General features: G+C 67.0%; 16 protein-coding genes. 7 read left to right on the plus strand and 9 right to left on the minus strand.

The genetic code is table 11. The features are described from left to right. Positions 1-126: 126 nt before the first annotated feature. Complete coding sequence (locus RR928_RS13295) at positions 127-627, minus strand: hypothetical protein (protein WP_332549929.1); 501 nt, start codon at positions 625-627, stop codon at positions 127-129. Next, a complete protein-coding gene (locus RR928_RS13300) occupies positions 624-1,490 on the minus strand; it encodes an MBL fold metallo-hydrolase (protein WP_332682895.1) in 867 nt (288 codons plus the stop codon). The genes RR928_RS13295 and RR928_RS13300 overlap by 4 nt, the downstream gene beginning before the upstream one ends. Before the next feature lie 285 nt (positions 1,491-1,775). Between RR928_RS13300 and RR928_RS13305 the strand changes: the two genes are divergently transcribed. Continuing rightward, positions 1,776-2,192, plus strand: a complete 417-nt coding sequence (locus RR928_RS13305) for a DsrE family protein (RefSeq protein ID WP_332537711.1) — start codon at positions 1,776-1,778, stop codon at positions 2,190-2,192. Between the two features lie 56 nt (positions 2,193-2,248). Here the strand turns inward: RR928_RS13305 and RR928_RS13310 are convergent, their stop codons facing one another. The 5 genes from RR928_RS13310 to RR928_RS13330 all read right to left on the minus strand — a co-directional run bounded on the left by RR928_RS13310 (position 2,249) and on the right by RR928_RS13330 (position 6,481). Continuing rightward, positions 2,249-2,557, minus strand: coding sequence for an ArsR/SmtB family transcription factor (locus RR928_RS13310; protein ID WP_332537712.1), 309 nt, complete (start codon positions 2,555-2,557; stop codon positions 2,249-2,251). 61 nt (positions 2,558-2,618) lie between these two features. Then, complete coding sequence (locus RR928_RS13315) at positions 2,619-3,017, minus strand: BLUF domain-containing protein (RefSeq protein WP_332537713.1); 399 nt, start codon at positions 3,015-3,017, stop codon at positions 2,619-2,621. Between the two features lie 173 nt (positions 3,018-3,190). Then, entirely contained in the window at positions 3,191-4,402 is a 1,212-nt protein-coding gene (locus RR928_RS13320; protein ID WP_332537714.1) for an aspartate aminotransferase family protein, read from the minus strand. A 49-nt stretch (positions 4,403-4,451) separates the two neighbouring features. Continuing rightward, a complete protein-coding gene (locus RR928_RS13325) occupies positions 4,452-5,252 on the minus strand; it encodes a YggS family pyridoxal phosphate-dependent enzyme (protein WP_332537715.1) in 801 nt (266 codons plus the stop codon). Beyond that, positions 5,252-6,481: a benzoate/H(+) symporter BenE family transporter gene (locus RR928_RS13330; RefSeq protein ID WP_332682871.1), complete on the minus strand. Its 1,230-nt coding sequence runs from the start codon at positions 6,479-6,481 to the stop codon at positions 5,252-5,254. Before RR928_RS13330 ends, RR928_RS13325 begins: the two co-directional genes overlap by 1 nt. Positions 6,482-6,584: 103 nt before the next feature. On the opposite strand from RR928_RS13330, the gene pdxR reads away from it, so the two are divergent. Further along, a complete protein-coding gene (gene pdxR / locus RR928_RS13335) occupies positions 6,585-8,078 on the plus strand; it encodes a MocR-like pyridoxine biosynthesis transcription factor PdxR (RefSeq protein WP_332548485.1) in 1,494 nt (497 codons plus the stop codon). 55 nt (positions 8,079-8,133) lie between these two features. On the opposite strand, the gene tsaA is transcribed toward pdxR, so the two are convergent. Then, the gene (tsaA, locus tag RR928_RS13340; RefSeq protein WP_442881915.1) at positions 8,134-8,622 is read right to left on the minus strand and encodes a tRNA (N6-threonylcarbamoyladenosine(37)-N6)-methyltransferase TrmO; all 489 of its coding nucleotides are present in this window, start codon (positions 8,620-8,622) and stop codon (positions 8,134-8,136) included. Positions 8,623-8,742: 120 nt separating this feature from the next. On the opposite strand from tsaA, the gene modA reads away from it, so the two are divergent. Genes modA through RR928_RS13355 form a run of 3 tightly spaced genes read left to right on the plus strand, consistent with a single transcriptional unit; the run spans position 8,743 to position 10,858 of the window. Then, on the plus strand, positions 8,743-9,507 hold the full coding sequence (gene modA, locus RR928_RS13345; protein WP_332537718.1) for a molybdate ABC transporter substrate-binding protein: 765 nt from the start codon (positions 8,743-8,745) through the stop codon (positions 9,505-9,507). Between the two features lie 15 nt (positions 9,508-9,522). Further along, the gene (modB, locus tag RR928_RS13350) at positions 9,523-10,176 is read left to right on the plus strand and encodes a molybdate ABC transporter permease subunit (RefSeq protein WP_332537719.1); all 654 of its coding nucleotides are present in this window, start codon (positions 9,523-9,525) and stop codon (positions 10,174-10,176) included. A 1-nt stretch (position 10,177) separates the two neighbouring features. Continuing rightward, positions 10,178-10,858 (plus strand): ATP-binding cassette domain-containing protein, encoded by a 681-nt coding sequence (locus RR928_RS13355; RefSeq protein ID WP_332537720.1) that lies wholly within the window; start codon positions 10,178-10,180, stop codon positions 10,856-10,858. Positions 10,859-10,941: 83 nt separating this feature from the next. Here the strand turns inward: RR928_RS13355 and RR928_RS13360 are convergent, their stop codons facing one another. After that, on the minus strand, positions 10,942-11,982 hold the full coding sequence (locus RR928_RS13360; protein WP_332682874.1) for an NAD(P)H-quinone oxidoreductase: 1,041 nt from the start codon (positions 11,980-11,982) through the stop codon (positions 10,942-10,944). Between the two features lie 111 nt (positions 11,983-12,093). On the opposite strand from RR928_RS13360, the gene RR928_RS13365 reads away from it, so the two are divergent. Continuing rightward, positions 12,094-12,963, plus strand: coding sequence for a LysR family transcriptional regulator (locus RR928_RS13365; protein ID WP_332548507.1), 870 nt, complete (start codon positions 12,094-12,096; stop codon positions 12,961-12,963). Positions 12,964-13,040: 77 nt separating this feature from the next. Continuing rightward, positions 13,041-13,508 (plus strand): OsmC family protein, encoded by a 468-nt coding sequence (locus RR928_RS13370; RefSeq protein WP_332537722.1) that lies wholly within the window; start codon positions 13,041-13,043, stop codon positions 13,506-13,508. Positions 13,509-13,528: the final 20 nt, after the last annotated feature.

Consider the following 13,528-nt stretch of genomic DNA (forward strand, 5'->3'; position numbering starts at 1 on the left):
CCTGTGCTCAAGCCAGAAGAATGGACCCGTGCGCGTACGTTCACCTTTCGACGCGGCTCAGGGCGAACCGGGGAAAAGGACAGGCCGACAGATGCAGGCCTCAGGGCAGACGCGCCCTGTCCAGCCTCAGCCCCCGCGCACCGCCGCCCTTGCGCGCGCCAGCCGATCTTCCAGATACGCCCCATAGAAGTCGGGAATGGAACTGCCCGCAAGCCGCTCGGCGACTTCGCGTGCGCCTGCGCCGTAGAACAGCACCGTGGGCGCGACCTCAATGCCCAGTTGCCGCACCAGAGCGCCATGCGTGGTCTGCGCGCCCGAGGCATCGCGCAGCGGCTCGCGTGCCAGGAAATGGATTTGCGTGACCCATGCGCCCGCGCGCTGCAAGGGCAGCAGATGGTGCTCGCGCACCACGCGGCAAAACGGGCAGCCGTGCAGCGTGGCCATCACCAGCAGCGGCTCGCGGCGCGCCAGCGCCGCCGCCAGGTCCTGCTGCAGGTCGCTGCTGCTGGGCAGCAGGCGTTCCGAAGCATCGGGCGCGGCCAGCGCCGGGGAGAGCATGCCAGGCAGGGCCGCCGCTGCCGCCATGCGCAGCAGCGCGCGCCGGCGCGCGGCCAGCACATCGCTCATGGCTTTTCCTGCTCCATCAGCAGGAAGGTGTTGTAGGCATTCATGCGGTTGGCCTCCTTGAACAGCGGATAGCGCGCGAAGCGCGACCAGTCTGTGGCCGCATAGGCCTCGTCAAACGGATCGAGATTGGCCGCGGCCTTGCCCATGGCTTCGCGCAGAAAGACCAGGTAGTCGCGCGTGAGCTGCATGTCCGGCTTGGGCTTGCTTGAAGCCGGGCCATGGCCGGGCACCATGACCTTCACAGGCAGCTGCAGCAGGCTGTCGAGCGCGGCAATCCAGTGGCGGCTGTCGGCCTGGCCCACATAGGGAATGCGGTTGCGAAACACCACGTCGCCTATGAACAGCACGCCGCTTTGCGGCAGGAACACGGCCATGTCCTCGGGTGCATGGGCCGGCCCCATGTGCTGCAGCACGAAGTCCGTGCCGCCAATGCGCAGCGTCTGCGTGTCGTTGGTGATCCATTGGCCCGCGGACACCATGCGCGTGCTCCGGTCTATCCAGGGCGCGAGGTCCTGGCGCGAAGCCTGCAGCCGCAGTTGCGCGGTCTCCGACTGTAGGTATTCCTTGGCCAGCGCATGGGCGACGATCTTCGCGCCCAGGGCCTCGAACACCTGCAGGCCGTAGATGTGGTCGGCGTGATAGTGGGTGACCAGCACATGGCTGATGGGCTTGGGCGTGACGCTCCTGATCTTTTCGACCAGCTCCTGCGCCAGCGCCGGCGAGCCCAGCGCGTCTATCACCACCACGCTGTCGTCGGTCACCACAAAGCCTGCGTTGGAGATGAAATTGCGGTTGGCCGGCGAACCCAGCGCCGACACGCCTTGCACGTAATACGCATGGGGTGCGACCTGCTGCAGCTGCATGGGCACCGAGGCCACGGCCGAGCGCGGGGCGGGCGCATCGTGCGCGAAGGCGGGCGCTGCGGCCAGCAGCGCACACAGGGCCAGGCAGGCAGGCGCCCGCATGAACTTTGCCATGGGTCTTGTCTCCACTGAGCGGGCTGCGCGCCTGCCTGTCTGCGCCGTCTGGCACCAGGCACTAGCACTTGCCCTATTTTTGTATCGTAGTGAGCAGCTAATATAAGCCAGTAGCGATATTTGAAGAATGCCGTCTTTCCCTGACGATCCCCCGCACTCCAGGAGACTCCCATGAAAAAAGCCCTCATCGCCATTGCGTTCGCGCTCACCACCGCCGTCGCTGCCGCGCAGGACATCGTCAAGGTGGTCTACCACGTCAACACCGGCGTCGAGACCGCAGCCGTGATCCTCAACAACATCAACAACGAACTCAATGCCTCGCCCAGCGACAAGATCGTGGTCGTGACCCATGGCCCGGGCATTGATTTCCTGCTGAGCGACGCCAAGGACAGCAAAGGCCGCGAGTTCAGCGGCCAGGTCAGCGCGCTGGCCGCGCGCGGCGTCGATTTCCGCGTGTGCCACAACACGCTGGAGACGCGCAAGATCGATGCGGGCAAGCTGCTGATGGAAACCCAGGTCGTGCCTTCGGGCGTGGCCGAAGTCGCGCGCCTGCAGGCCAAGGAAGGCTTTGTCTATCTCAAGCCCTGAGCGGCGCGCGCCATGAAAAAAGGCGCCGATGGCGCCTTTGTCGTTTGCCGCAGTCTTCAGTTCTGGTCGATCGCGATCTGCACGCAGATCGTGCGGCACATTTGCACCACTTTCTCGTTGGCGATGAAGTAGTAGATGCTCACGCCTTCGCGCCTGCGTCCCAGGATGCCGGCCTGGTACAGCGTGTTGAGATGCTGGGACATGTTGGGCTGGGTGGTGGTGATCTCGGCGCGCAGCTCCGAGACATTCTTCTCGCCATTGCACAGCGCGCTGATGATCTTCAGCCGCATCGGCGCGGCCATGGCCTTGAAAAGCTCGGCGGCACTTTCAAAGACGCTGTCATCTTCAATCTCTGGCGATTTCATTGTGCAAGCCTACTCCGGGGCAAACGATGCCGGCAAGTCTAGCGGAAACCGCGCCACGCCCTCAGGCGATATCGAGCATGGGAATCAGCGAGCGCAGCTTGTCCATTGCCGACTCGCCCTCGATGCCGTGCAGATCGGCCAGGGGCTCGGAATCGTCGACCAGCACATAGGCCATGGACCAGTTTCTGAACATGCGCTCTTCAGCGCTTGGGCCCTGGTGCTGCAGCCGGAACTGCACATGCCGGCGGTCCTGGGCAATGCTGACCACCAAGCCCATCACGGCCTCTTTAGGGCCTTCAAGGTATTGGAAAAAACGCTGGCCATCGAACACCAGAATGCCGGTGATGTCGTGGTCCTTGTTGAAGCCGCGCGCGGTCTTGACGATGTCGGCGACGCAGCTGATGGGCGCGCTGGGAGCGATTTGGCTGTGATAGAGAACGCAGTACTGGTTGGAATTCAAGGCTACCTTTGGTGGGATTTTCCGGCCGTTTTCTGCGCGCCCGATGACCGGCATAGGGCGCACAGACTTCAATGATAAGACATTGTTTTCCATAGATCTGTATCTTTGTACAGCTGTTTCATTTTTGTGGAACGCGCTGCACCGAGCTGCTGGTCCAGGCCACCCAGGGGCCGTCATGCATGGGCTAAATCCTTTGCGGGGGCAGCGCCAGGCCGCGCCAGCAGCCGCGCCAGGCGCACCACGATGTCGTCGATCTGGCGTTCGTCGCAGATCAGCGGCGGCAGCAGGCGTATCACGCTGCCCTGGGTCACGGTGATCAGCAACTGCTGCTCTTCGAGCGCGCGGCCCACGAGTTCGTTGCAGGGCCGGTCGAGTTCTATGCCGACCATCAGGCCCTGGCCGCGGATCGCCAGAACCTGGGGGTGATCGGCCAGCGCGCGGCGCAATCCCGCGAGCAGCCGCGCTCCGAGCAAGGCCGCGCGCTGGGGCAGTTGCTCGCGCGCCATGATGTCGAGCACGCTGCAGCCTACGCGACAGGCCAGCGGATTGCCGCCAAAGGTCGAGCCATGCTGGCCGGGCGAGAACAGATCGGCGGCCGCGCCGCGCGCGAGACACGCGCCTATGGGAAAGCCATTGCCCAGCGCCTTGGCCAGCGTCATCACGTCCGGCGCAATGCCCGCGTGCTGGTGGCCGAACCAGGCGCCCGTGCGGCCCAGGCCGGTCTGTATCTCGTCGAGCATCAGCAGCCAGCCTTGCTGGTCGCACAGCTGGCGCAGCGCGCGCAGGTAGTCGGCGCTGGCCACGCGTATGCCGCCTTCGCCCTGCACGGGCTCGATCAGCACCGCGACGATGTCGGGCGATTGCGCCGCGGCCGCGCGCACGGCCTCGATGTCGTCATAGGGCAGGCGCACAAAGCCCGGCAGCAATGGCGCGAAGCCGCTTTGCCTGGCCGGGTTGCCGCTGGCGGACAACGTGGCCAGGGTGCGGCCGTGAAAGCCGTTGTCCATCACCAGGATGCGGGGCGCGGCAATCTGCCGGCGCCGGGCATGCAGCCTGGCGAGCTTGAGCGCGGCCTCGTTGGCCTCGGCGCCGGAGTTGCAGAAGAACGCCTGCTCCATGCCCGTGAGCGCGCACAGGCGCTGGCCCAGCTGCTCCTGCCATTCGATGCGAAACACGTTCGAGGTGTGCAGCAGCGTCGCGGCCTGCTCGGCAATCACGGCGGCGATTTCGGGGTGGGCATGGCCCAGGCTGGTGACGGCAACGCCGGCAATGGCGTCAAGGTATTCGACGCCTTGCGCGTCCCAGAGGCGCGCGCCGCTGCCGCGCACAAAGGAAACCGGCTGGCGCGCATAGGCGCGCATGAGATGGGAGGGCGTGGCTGGCATGCAAAGGTCTTTCTGGGCAATGGAGTGGGGGCAGGCGCGCGCGCCGGTGTCAGGTGCCGGCTTCGCCGGGCCAGTAATGGCTGTCGGGCAGCGCGCGCGCGCCGAAAATCGCCTGGCCCACGCGCACCACGGTCGCGCCTTCCTCGATGGCAATCTCGAAGTCGCCCGACATGCCCATCGACAGTTCATCGAGCGCCAGGCCCGCGGCCTGGTCCTGGCGCAGGCGCTCGCGCAGCAGGCGCAGCCGCACGAAGCACTGGCGCACGCGCTCGGCGTCGCTGGAAAACAGCGCCAGCGTCATCAGCCCGCGCAGGCGCAGCGCCGGGAAAGCGGGCAGGGCCCGGATGAAAGCCGCCGCATCTTCGGGCGCGAGCCCGTACTTGCTGGCTTCGCCCGACGTGTTGACCTGCACGAATACATCGAGCGAACGTCCTTCGGCCTGCAACCGGCGATCTAGCGCCTCGGCCAGGCGCAGGCTGTCGAGCGCCTGGAATTCGCTGGCAAAGCGCGCCACCAGCTTGGCCTTGTTGGTCTGCAGATGGCCTATCACCGACCATTGCAGATCGCCCAGGTCCTGCAGCGCCTGCCATTTGCCATGCGCCTCCTGCACCTTGTTTTCGCCCAGCATGCGGCAGCCGGCCGAATGCGCCAGGCGCAGGCGGTCGGCGGGCTGGGTCTTGCTCACGGGCAGCAGGCGCACGCCGGCCGCGTCGCGCCCCGCGCGCCGGCAGGCGGCTTCGATGCGCGCCTGCACCGCCGCCAGATTGCGCTCGAAGTCCTGGACCGTGCGCGCTTCGGGATACAGGCCATGTTGCGCATGGCGGGTGGGCGTGGCGTCATGTGCGGACATCAGTTCGCTCCCTTGGCAACCGGCGTGATCGCCGCCTGTGCCTGCGGCCAGCGGCCGTTGAGCAGCGCATGCGCGGCAAGCCCTATCACCAGCCCCCAGAACGCGCCGCCTATGCCCAGCAGCGTGATCTGCGCGGCCGAGGCGAGAAAGGTGATCAGCGCGGCTTCGCGCGTGCGCGCATCGGCCAGCGCGCCGGCCAGGCTCGCGCCAATCGTGCCCAGCAGCGCCAGGCCGGCAAGCGTCGTGATGAAGGTCGCGGGAAACGCCATGAACAGCGCCGCCAGCGTCACGCCGAACACGCCCACCAGGATGTAGAAAATACCTGCGGCAATGCCCGCGATCCAGCGCCTGGACGGGTCTTCGTGCGCCTCGGGGCCGGTGCAGATCGCTGCGGTGATTGCCGCGATGTTGAACGCATGCGCGCCGAACGGCGCCATCAGCAACGAGCCCAGCCCGGTGAGCGCGACGATGGGGCTGGCGCTGGTGCCATAGCCGTCGTTGCGCAGCACCAGCATGCCGGGCATGTACTGGCCGGTCAGCGTGATCAGGAACAGCGGCAGCGCCACACTCAGCAGGGCATTGAGCGAAAACGCGGGCCGCGTGAACACCGGCGCGGCGAACTCCAGCCGCAGTCCCGTCAGATCGACCCGGCCTTGCAGCAGCAGCAGGCCCAGGCCCAGCAGCAGGATGCCGACCACCGCATAGCGGGCGGAGAACCGCTTGAGCAGCAGATAGGCGGCGATCAGCAGGCCGCAGAGCAGGGGATCGGCGGTCATGCCGCCGAACGCTCCCATGCCGAACTGCAGCAGGATGCCCGCGAGCAGCCCCGCGGCCACGCCCGGCGGAATCCAGCGGATCACGCGTTCGAACCAGCCCGACAGGCCCAGCAGCACGAAGGCCGCGGCCGAAAGCATGTAGGCGCCCACGGCCTCGGCATAGGGCGTGGTCGCCAGTGCCGTCACCAGAAACGCTGCCGCGGGCGTGGACCAGGCGGTGATGACGGGCGCGCGCGTGGCCCAGCTCAGCAGTATGCCGGTCACGCCCACGCCGATCGAAATGGCCCAGACCCACGAGGCCGTGTGCTCGGCGCTCAGGCCCGCGACCCTGGCCGCCTGGAACACCAGGATGAAGGTACCGCCGTAGTTGACGATGACCGAGATCAGGCCGGCGACGACAGGGTGGATGACATCGTTGAGACGAACGATCGAAGGGGGTGGGACGCTGGACATGGACGTGGGCTTGTGAAACAGGAAAGCAGCAAGGGGAGTAAAAAACTATAGTTTTGAAATGGACTGATACTCCAGGCCACTTTTCATCAGAGGTACAGACCAATTGTTCAAACACGCGCTGCTCGAATCCGTCAAGGCGGGTATCGCCGATCCGGCCCAGGCCGCCTTGCCGCTGCGCGCGCGCGTGCAGCGCGCGCTGCGCCAGTTGATACTCGATGGAGCGCTCGAAGTCGGCCGGCCCTTGCCCGCATCGCGCGCGCTCGCGCAGTCGCTGGGCGTGTCGCGCGACACCGTCGAGTCGGCTTACAGCCAGCTCGATGCCGAAGGCTTCATCGAGCGGCGTGTGGGCAGCGGCAGCTTTGTGTCGCAGCGCGCCCAGCGCCTGCCGGGCAGCGGCCAGTCGCCGCCGTTGCAAGGCAGGAGCGTGGCGCGGCTGAGCCAGCGCGGCGGCGCGATGTTCGCCGGCGGCGGTGTGCGCGACTTTCTTGCGCCGCGGGCCTTTGCGCCCGGCGTGCCCGAGACGCGCAGCTTTCCCCTCGCCACCTGGGAGCGGCTGCAGCGCCAGGTGCTCAAGGAACACGGCACGCGCGCGCTGCTGCACAGCCCGCCGCAGGGCATGGAGGCGCTGCGCTGCGCGATCGCGGACTACATCAATCTCGAACGCGGCGCGCGCGCCGCGCCCGAACGCGTGCTGGTGCTGACCAGCTCCCAACAGGCGCTGACGCTGTGCGCCCAGGTGCTGCTCGATGCGGGCGAGCGCATCTTCGTCGAGGACCCGGTCTACCACGGCGCGCGCAAGGCCTTCGATGCCGCGGGCCTGGAATGCGTGCCTGTACCGCTAGACGACGACGGCCTGTGCGTGGAGCAGCTGCTCGCTGCCAGCCAGGGGCCAGGCGCCACGCCGCGCGCGGTGTTTCTCACGCCTTCGCACCAGTTTCCTTCGGGCACCACGCTGGCACTGGACCGGCGGCTGGCGGTGATCGAATGGGCCAGGCAGAACGACGGCTGGATCATCGAGGACGACTACGACAGCGAGTTCCACTACGCGGGCAAGCCCACGTCCTGCGTGCAGGGGCTGGACCCGCACGCGCGCACCATCTACATAGGCACATTTACCAAATCGATGTTTCCCGGGCTGCGCATAGGCTACATGCTGCTGCCGCCAGCGCTGGTCGCGCCCATGACCGTGGCGCGCACGCTGCTCGACGGCCACAGCGCGCCGATTCCCCAGTTGACGCTGGCGCGCTTCATCGACGGCGGGCATTTCGGCGCCCATGTGCGCAGCATGCGCGCCGTCTATGCGCAGCGGCGCGACATGCTCGCGCGGCTGGTGCGTGAACACCTGTGCGATTACCTGACGCCGCGCGTGCCGGCCGGCGGAATGCAGATGCCCTGCGTGTTCATTCGCGACATTCCCGAGCGTGCGGCGGTTGACGCCGCGCGCCGCGCAGGCATCGATCTGCAGGGCCTGTCGGCGCTGCATGCCTCTGGCCGCCAGGGCGCGGGTTTTCTGATGGGCTTTGCCGCGCATGCGCCGCATGAACTCGAGGCCGGCGTTATAACCCTGGCCAAGGTGTTGCGCGCCCTGTGCCGGTGAGCGCGCGTGCAGCAGGATTTTTAGCGGCTAAAGATCCTGGTAGTCCATGGGAGCCTCATTCCATGCGATTGTCCGACAGCATTGTCGGCAGTTGCGCCAGGCCGTGTGCGAACCAGCCTATGCGCTCGGTGGCGCGCACGTCGAGCGCCGGCACGTAAGGCTTGATGTCGAGCACCGGCGTGCCGTCGAGCATGTCGTTGCCTTCGAAGTGCAGGCAGTTCGCCTGCACGCGCAGCAGCCGCACGATGGACAGCCCCAGGCGATTGGGCCGTGCGGGCGCGCGCGTGGCGAACACGCCATGGCTTTGCGTGTCCATGAACGGCACGACCTCGAGCTTTTCCGTCGCCTGGTGCAGATGGGTGATCAGCATCAGGTATTCGAAGCCTTCGATGTCTCTCAGTCCGGCCGCATACTCGGGAAACACTTCGAGGCGGGCGCATGCATCGGCCGCGGCTACGGTCTGTATGGGCATGCCTGCCGTGGTCGTGAAAGGGCTGCGCACCACGCCTATGGGGCGCATTGCGATGGGAGAGTGCAGGGTCATGGCGGCTCTTGGTGGTGATTGCGCCCGGGCGGCATCGCCGAGCAGGCTGGTGGGGCATGGGAAACACTTTGTCGCGCTTTCGCTATTCCATTTTAGAATAGCGTTTTCAAAGGACCTGAGATGCACGCTTGCCCCCGCTGGCTCGGTAAAGCCACCCTGATCGCCGCCCTGTCGCTGGGCTCTGTCGTCGTCCACGCGCAGGAAGTCGTTGTTTCCGCGGCCGCCAGCCTGACCAACGCTTTCCAGGCTGTGGGCCAGGCGTTCGAGAAGACCCGCCCCGGTGCCAAGGTCACGTTCAACTTCGCTGCCTCGGGCCCGTTGCTGGCGCAGATCCAGCAGGGCGCTCCGGTCGATGTGTTTGCCTCGGCCGACCAGGAAACCATGGACCGCGCGGCCAAGGCCAATCTGCTGGCTCCTGGCTCGCGCGCCGATTTCGCACGCAACACGCTGGTGCTGATCGTTCCCGCCAGCGCCAGCGCCGTGCCGCAAAAGCTGGTCGATCTCACGGGCGCGAGCTACAAGCGCATCTCCACCGGCACGCCCAGTTCCGTTCCCGTGGGCCGCTACACCATGGCTTCGGTGAAGGATGCCGGCCTCACGAGCGCGCTCGAGCCCAAGTGGATCTACGGCGAAAGCGTGCGCCAGGTGCTGAACTACGTGGCCCGCGCCGAAGTCGATGCCGGCTTCGTCTACCGCACCGACGCGCTGATCGAAAAGGACAAGACACGCATTGCGCTGACCGTGCCCACGGCCACGCCCGTGAGCTACCCGATCGCCCAGGTCGCGACCAGCAAGAACGCCGCTTGGGCGAAGGATTTCATCGCTTTCGTGCGCAGCGACGCCGGTCAGCAGATACTTGACGGTTTCGGCTTCTCCAAGCCCTGACCGGAATTCCCACCCTTGCTTGCTCCTCTTTGGCTGACTCTCAAGATCGCACTGCTCGCAACGCTGCTGGCCGGCGCCGTGGGCATCGCGCTGGGCTGGTGGATGTCGCAGCGGCGCTTCGCCGGCAAGAACTTCGTCGACGCGCTGCTGATGCTGCCCATGGTGCTGCCCCCCACGGTGCTGGGCTACTACCTGATCGTGGTCATAGGCCGCAACGGCGTGCTGGGCCAGTACCTCGATCGCTGGTTCGGCATCAATCTGATGTTCACCTGGCAGGGCGCGGTGATCGCCGCCTCGCTGGTCTCGCTGCCGCTGATCTACAAGGCCGCGCGCGCGGCGTTCGAAGATGTCGACGGCCGCTTCCTGCACGCGGCGCGCACGCTGGGCGCGGGCGAGGCCGAGATCTTCCTGCGCATTGCGCTGCCGCTGGCGGTGCGCGGCATCGCCGCGGGCCTGATGCTGGCGTTCGCGCGCGCCATGGGCGAGTTCGGCGCCACGCTGATGATTGCCGGCAATCTGCCGGGCAAGACGCAGACGCTGTCGATCGCCATCTACGACGCGGTGCAGGCCGGCAACGACGCCCAGGCGCTGTGGCTCACGCTGGTGATCTCCGTGGTCTGTGTGGTGGTGCTGGTGGTCTCGGGCCGCATGCTGCAGGCCAGGCATTGATATGAATGCTGTTCTCGATCTTCACGTACAGACGACGCTGCACTCGCCGGGCCGCAGTTTCGTGCTCGACGCGCGCTTCGTCTCGCAGACCGCGCGCACCGCGCTGATCGGCGCTTCGGGCTCGGGCAAGTCGACGGTGCTGATGGCGATTGCCGGACTCGCGCCGCAGGTGCGCGGCCATGTGCGCGTGGCCGGCCGGGCGCTGCTCGATACCGCCAACGGCATCGACCTGCCAGCGCGCGAGCGCCAGGTGGGCCTGGTGTTCCAGGACTACGCGCTGTTTCCGCACCTGACCGTGGAGCAGAACCTGGCCTTCGGCCTGTGCCGCCATGGCAAGCGCCCGGGCGAGGCCGAGCAGGCGCGCATCGATGCGCTGGTGCAGCAGTTCGATCTGCAGGCGTTGCGTCGCGCCTTGCCGCGCTATCTCTCCGGTGGCCAGCGCCAGCGCGTGGCGCTGGCGCGCGCGCTCGCGCCCCAGCCGCAGCTGCTGCTGCTCGACGAGCCTCTGTCGGCGCTCGACACGCAGCTGCGCATACGACTGCGCGCCGAACTCGCGGAAATGCTCGAGCGCGTGCAGGTGCCCACGCTGCTGGTCACGCACGACCCCAGCGATGTCGAGGCGCTGGCGCAGTCGGTGGTGGAGATAGACGCCGGGCGCGTCAGGCTGAAAAGCGCCGCCTAGGCGCTGGTGCTTGGCGTTGTCCGCCGTATCCGGGTCAGCCGGAGAGGCATTTTCAGCAGTTTGCGCGCCCGCGCCGCTTGCCTTCAGCGAGCGGCCGCGCCCGGCAGCAGCAGTATCTTGCCCACGTTGAGGCCGGCCTCCATGCGTGCATGCGCCTGCGCGGCTTCGGCCAGCGGGTAGCTGCTGTCGATCACGGCGCGCAGCGTGCCGTCGGCCAACGCGCCCAGCCACTGCTGCGCAAAGCGCTGCACCATGGCCTGCTTGACTTCGGGGGGGCGCGACTTCATCACCGTGCCGAAGATCTGCAGATGGCGGTAGAGCACCGCATCCATCGGCAGCGTGGCGCCCGCGGCGCCGCCGAGCAGGCCCACGGAGACCATGCGCCCGCCTATGGCCAGCGAGCGCACATTGCGTTCCAGATACGGCGCGCCTATGAAGTCGATCACCACGTCCACGCCCTTGCCGTCCGTGCCCTGGGCGACCACGGCCGCGAAGTCCTCGCTGCGGTGATCGATCACCACATCGGCGCCGAAGCCGCGCACGGCTTCGCACTTTTCGCCGCTGGCGGTGGCGAACACCCGCGCGCCCAAGGCATGGGCCAGCTGCACCGCTGCCGAGCCCACGCCGCCCGCGGCCGCATGGATCAGCACCGACTCGCCGGCTTGCAGCCGCGCCAGATGGAACAGCGCCTCGTGCGCGGTGACGAACACTTCGGCCACGGCTCCGGCGTCGACCAGGCTCACGCTGGCCGGCACCTGCATGGCCATGCGGTGGTCGATGCGCGAGATTTCCGCATAGGAGCCGCCGCCCACGATGCCCATCACGCGGTCGCCCACGGCAAAGCCCTGCACTTCGGCCCCGACCTCGATCACCGTGCCCGCAATCTCCAGGCCCAGCGTGTCGCCGTCGCCGAAGTGGGCGCGGCCGTAGGCGCCCTTGCGCTGCAGCAGATCGGCGCGGTTGACGCCTATCGATGCATTGCGCACCAGCAGGTCATTCGGGCGCACTTCGGGCAGCGCCACCTCGCGCAGGCCCAGCACTTCGGGGCCGCCGAAATCGTCGAAAACAATGGCTTGCATGGTCTGCTTGTGCGCAGCGGTGGCGGAGTTCAAAACGGTGGACATATGCGTCTTTCCTGAAACGGGTGAATGCCTTGAAGGTTACGCCTTTGCCAGGGCTTTGAAACGCAGCGATTTCGCTCTACAGTGATGCAAATCTGCATCACACAAGGGCTCATGAACTGGGACGACACCCGCATCTTTCTCGCGCTGACGCGCTCGCCGTCGCTGCGCTCGGCGGCGCGCAGCCTTGGCGTGGACCAGGCCACGGTGGGCCGGCGCCTCAATGCGCTCGAGGCCAAACTCGGCGCCAAGCTGTTCCTGCGCTCCAAGGATGGCTATCTGCTCACCGCAGCCGGCGAAGTCGCGCTGTCCGCCGCGCGGCGCATGGAAAGCGCGGCGCTGGACCTGCGCAGCAGGATCGAGGGCCAGGACGAGAATCCCGTGGGCCTGGTGCGCGTGACCAGCACCGACTCGATCGCCGTCGATCTGCTGCTGCCCGCGATAGAACGCCTGCAGGCGCACTGGCCGCATATCCGCGTCGACCTCGAAGTCTCGACCCAGCTGCTGAATCTGAGCCGCCGCCAGGTCGACATCGCGTTTCGCAATGTGCGGCCCGACACGCCCGACCTGGTGGTGCGCCGCGTGGTCTCGTGGCCCGTGGGGCTGTTTGCGAGCCAGGCCTACCTGGAACGCTTTGGCGCGCCGGTTCCCGACGATGAACTGCGCGGCCACCACCTCGTGGTCTACGGCCCCTACCTGGAGCGCGAAGCTTTGCTGACCATGGCCGGCGTGCCCGCGCGCCAGGCGCGCGTGGCCATGGGTGTGAGCTCCAGCCTGCTGACGCGCAAGGCCGTGGCCGCGGGCGTGGGCCTGGGCGAGATGCCGCTGTGGATGGGCGAACGCGAGGGCCTGGTGCGCATCTGGCCGCAGCGCCGGCGCGCCAGCGACTACGAAGTCTGGCAGGTGATGCACCCCGACCTGCAGCGCACGGCCAGGGTCAAGGCGACGGCGGAGTATCTGTCGGGGGCCATCGCGGGCCAGTGATGGGGCGCTGCTGGACGCGGCAACGCCAGCCCGCTCTCCCATAATTCCGGGCATTCGAATCGACAAACGGAGAATCCATGGCGCATCACTACGTTTCCCATATCGTCTGGACCGGCAACCGCGGCCAAGGAACGGCGGGCTACCGTTCCTATGACCGCACCTGGGACATCGCGATCGCGGGAAAGTCCGTGATCCATTGCTCGAACGATCCCCTGCTGGGCGGCGATCCCCACAAGATGAACCCCGAGGACCTGCTGCTTTCTGCCTTGTCCGCCTGCCACATGCTGTGGTACCTGCACTATGCGGCCGTGGACGGCGTCGTGGTCACCCGCTACGAGGACCAGCCTATGGGCATGGGTGAGGTGGGCCCGGCAGGCGCAGGGCGGTTCACATCGGCCATTCTGCGCCCCAGCATCGTGCTTCGCACTGGCAGCGATGAGGCGGTGGCGCGCGCCATCCATGGCAGGATTCACGAAGTCTGCTTCATTGCGCGCTCCGTGAATTTTCCCGTTGCCTGCGAGCCCACGTTCAGCTTCACTGATTGAGTGGCCCAGGGCACCACACC

It is taken from the genome of Comamonas sp. (assembly GCF_036666375.1).
In the GTDB taxonomy this organism is placed as follows: Bacteria; Pseudomonadota; Gammaproteobacteria; order Burkholderiales; family Burkholderiaceae_C; genus Comamonas.

Excerpts from the sequence above, each read along its gene's own strand:
- RR928_RS13305 (WP_332537711.1), top strand. The coding sequence starts at position 1,776 with ATGAAAAAAGCCCTCATCGCCATTGCGTTCGCGCTCACCACCGCCGTC.
- modA (WP_332537718.1), top strand. The coding sequence starts at position 8,743 with ATGCACGCTTGCCCCCGCTGGCTCGGTAAAGCCACCCTGATCGCCGCC.
- RR928_RS13370 (WP_332537722.1), top strand. The coding sequence starts at position 13,041 with ATGGCGCATCACTACGTTTCCCATATCGTCTGGACCGGCAACCGCGGC.
- RR928_RS13300 (WP_332682895.1), bottom strand. The coding sequence starts at position 1,490 with ATGCAGCTGCAGCAGGTCGCACCCCATGCGTATTACGTGCAAGGCGTG.
- RR928_RS13295 (WP_332549929.1), bottom strand. The coding sequence starts at position 627 with ATGAGCGATGTGCTGGCCGCGCGCCGGCGCGCGCTGCTGCGCATGGCG.
- RR928_RS13310 (WP_332537712.1), bottom strand. The coding sequence starts at position 2,557 with ATGAAATCGCCAGAGATTGAAGATGACAGCGTCTTTGAAAGTGCCGCC.
- RR928_RS13355 (WP_332537720.1), top strand. The coding sequence starts at position 10,178 with ATGAATGCTGTTCTCGATCTTCACGTACAGACGACGCTGCACTCGCCG.
- RR928_RS13325 (WP_332537715.1), bottom strand. The coding sequence starts at position 5,252 with ATGTCCGCACATGACGCCACGCCCACCCGCCATGCGCAACATGGCCTG.
- RR928_RS13330 (WP_332682871.1), bottom strand. The coding sequence starts at position 6,481 with ATGTCCAGCGTCCCACCCCCTTCGATCGTTCGTCTCAACGATGTCATC.
- RR928_RS13360 (WP_332682874.1), bottom strand. The coding sequence starts at position 11,982 with ATGTCCACCGTTTTGAACTCCGCCACCGCTGCGCACAAGCAGACCATG.
- RR928_RS13320 (WP_332537714.1), bottom strand. The coding sequence starts at position 4,402 with ATGCCAGCCACGCCCTCCCATCTCATGCGCGCCTATGCGCGCCAGCCG.
- tsaA (WP_442881915.1), bottom strand. The coding sequence starts at position 8,622 with ATGACCCTGCACTCTCCCATCGCAATGCGCCCCATAGGCGTGGTGCGC.
- RR928_RS13365 (WP_332548507.1), top strand. The coding sequence starts at position 12,094 with ATGAACTGGGACGACACCCGCATCTTTCTCGCGCTGACGCGCTCGCCG.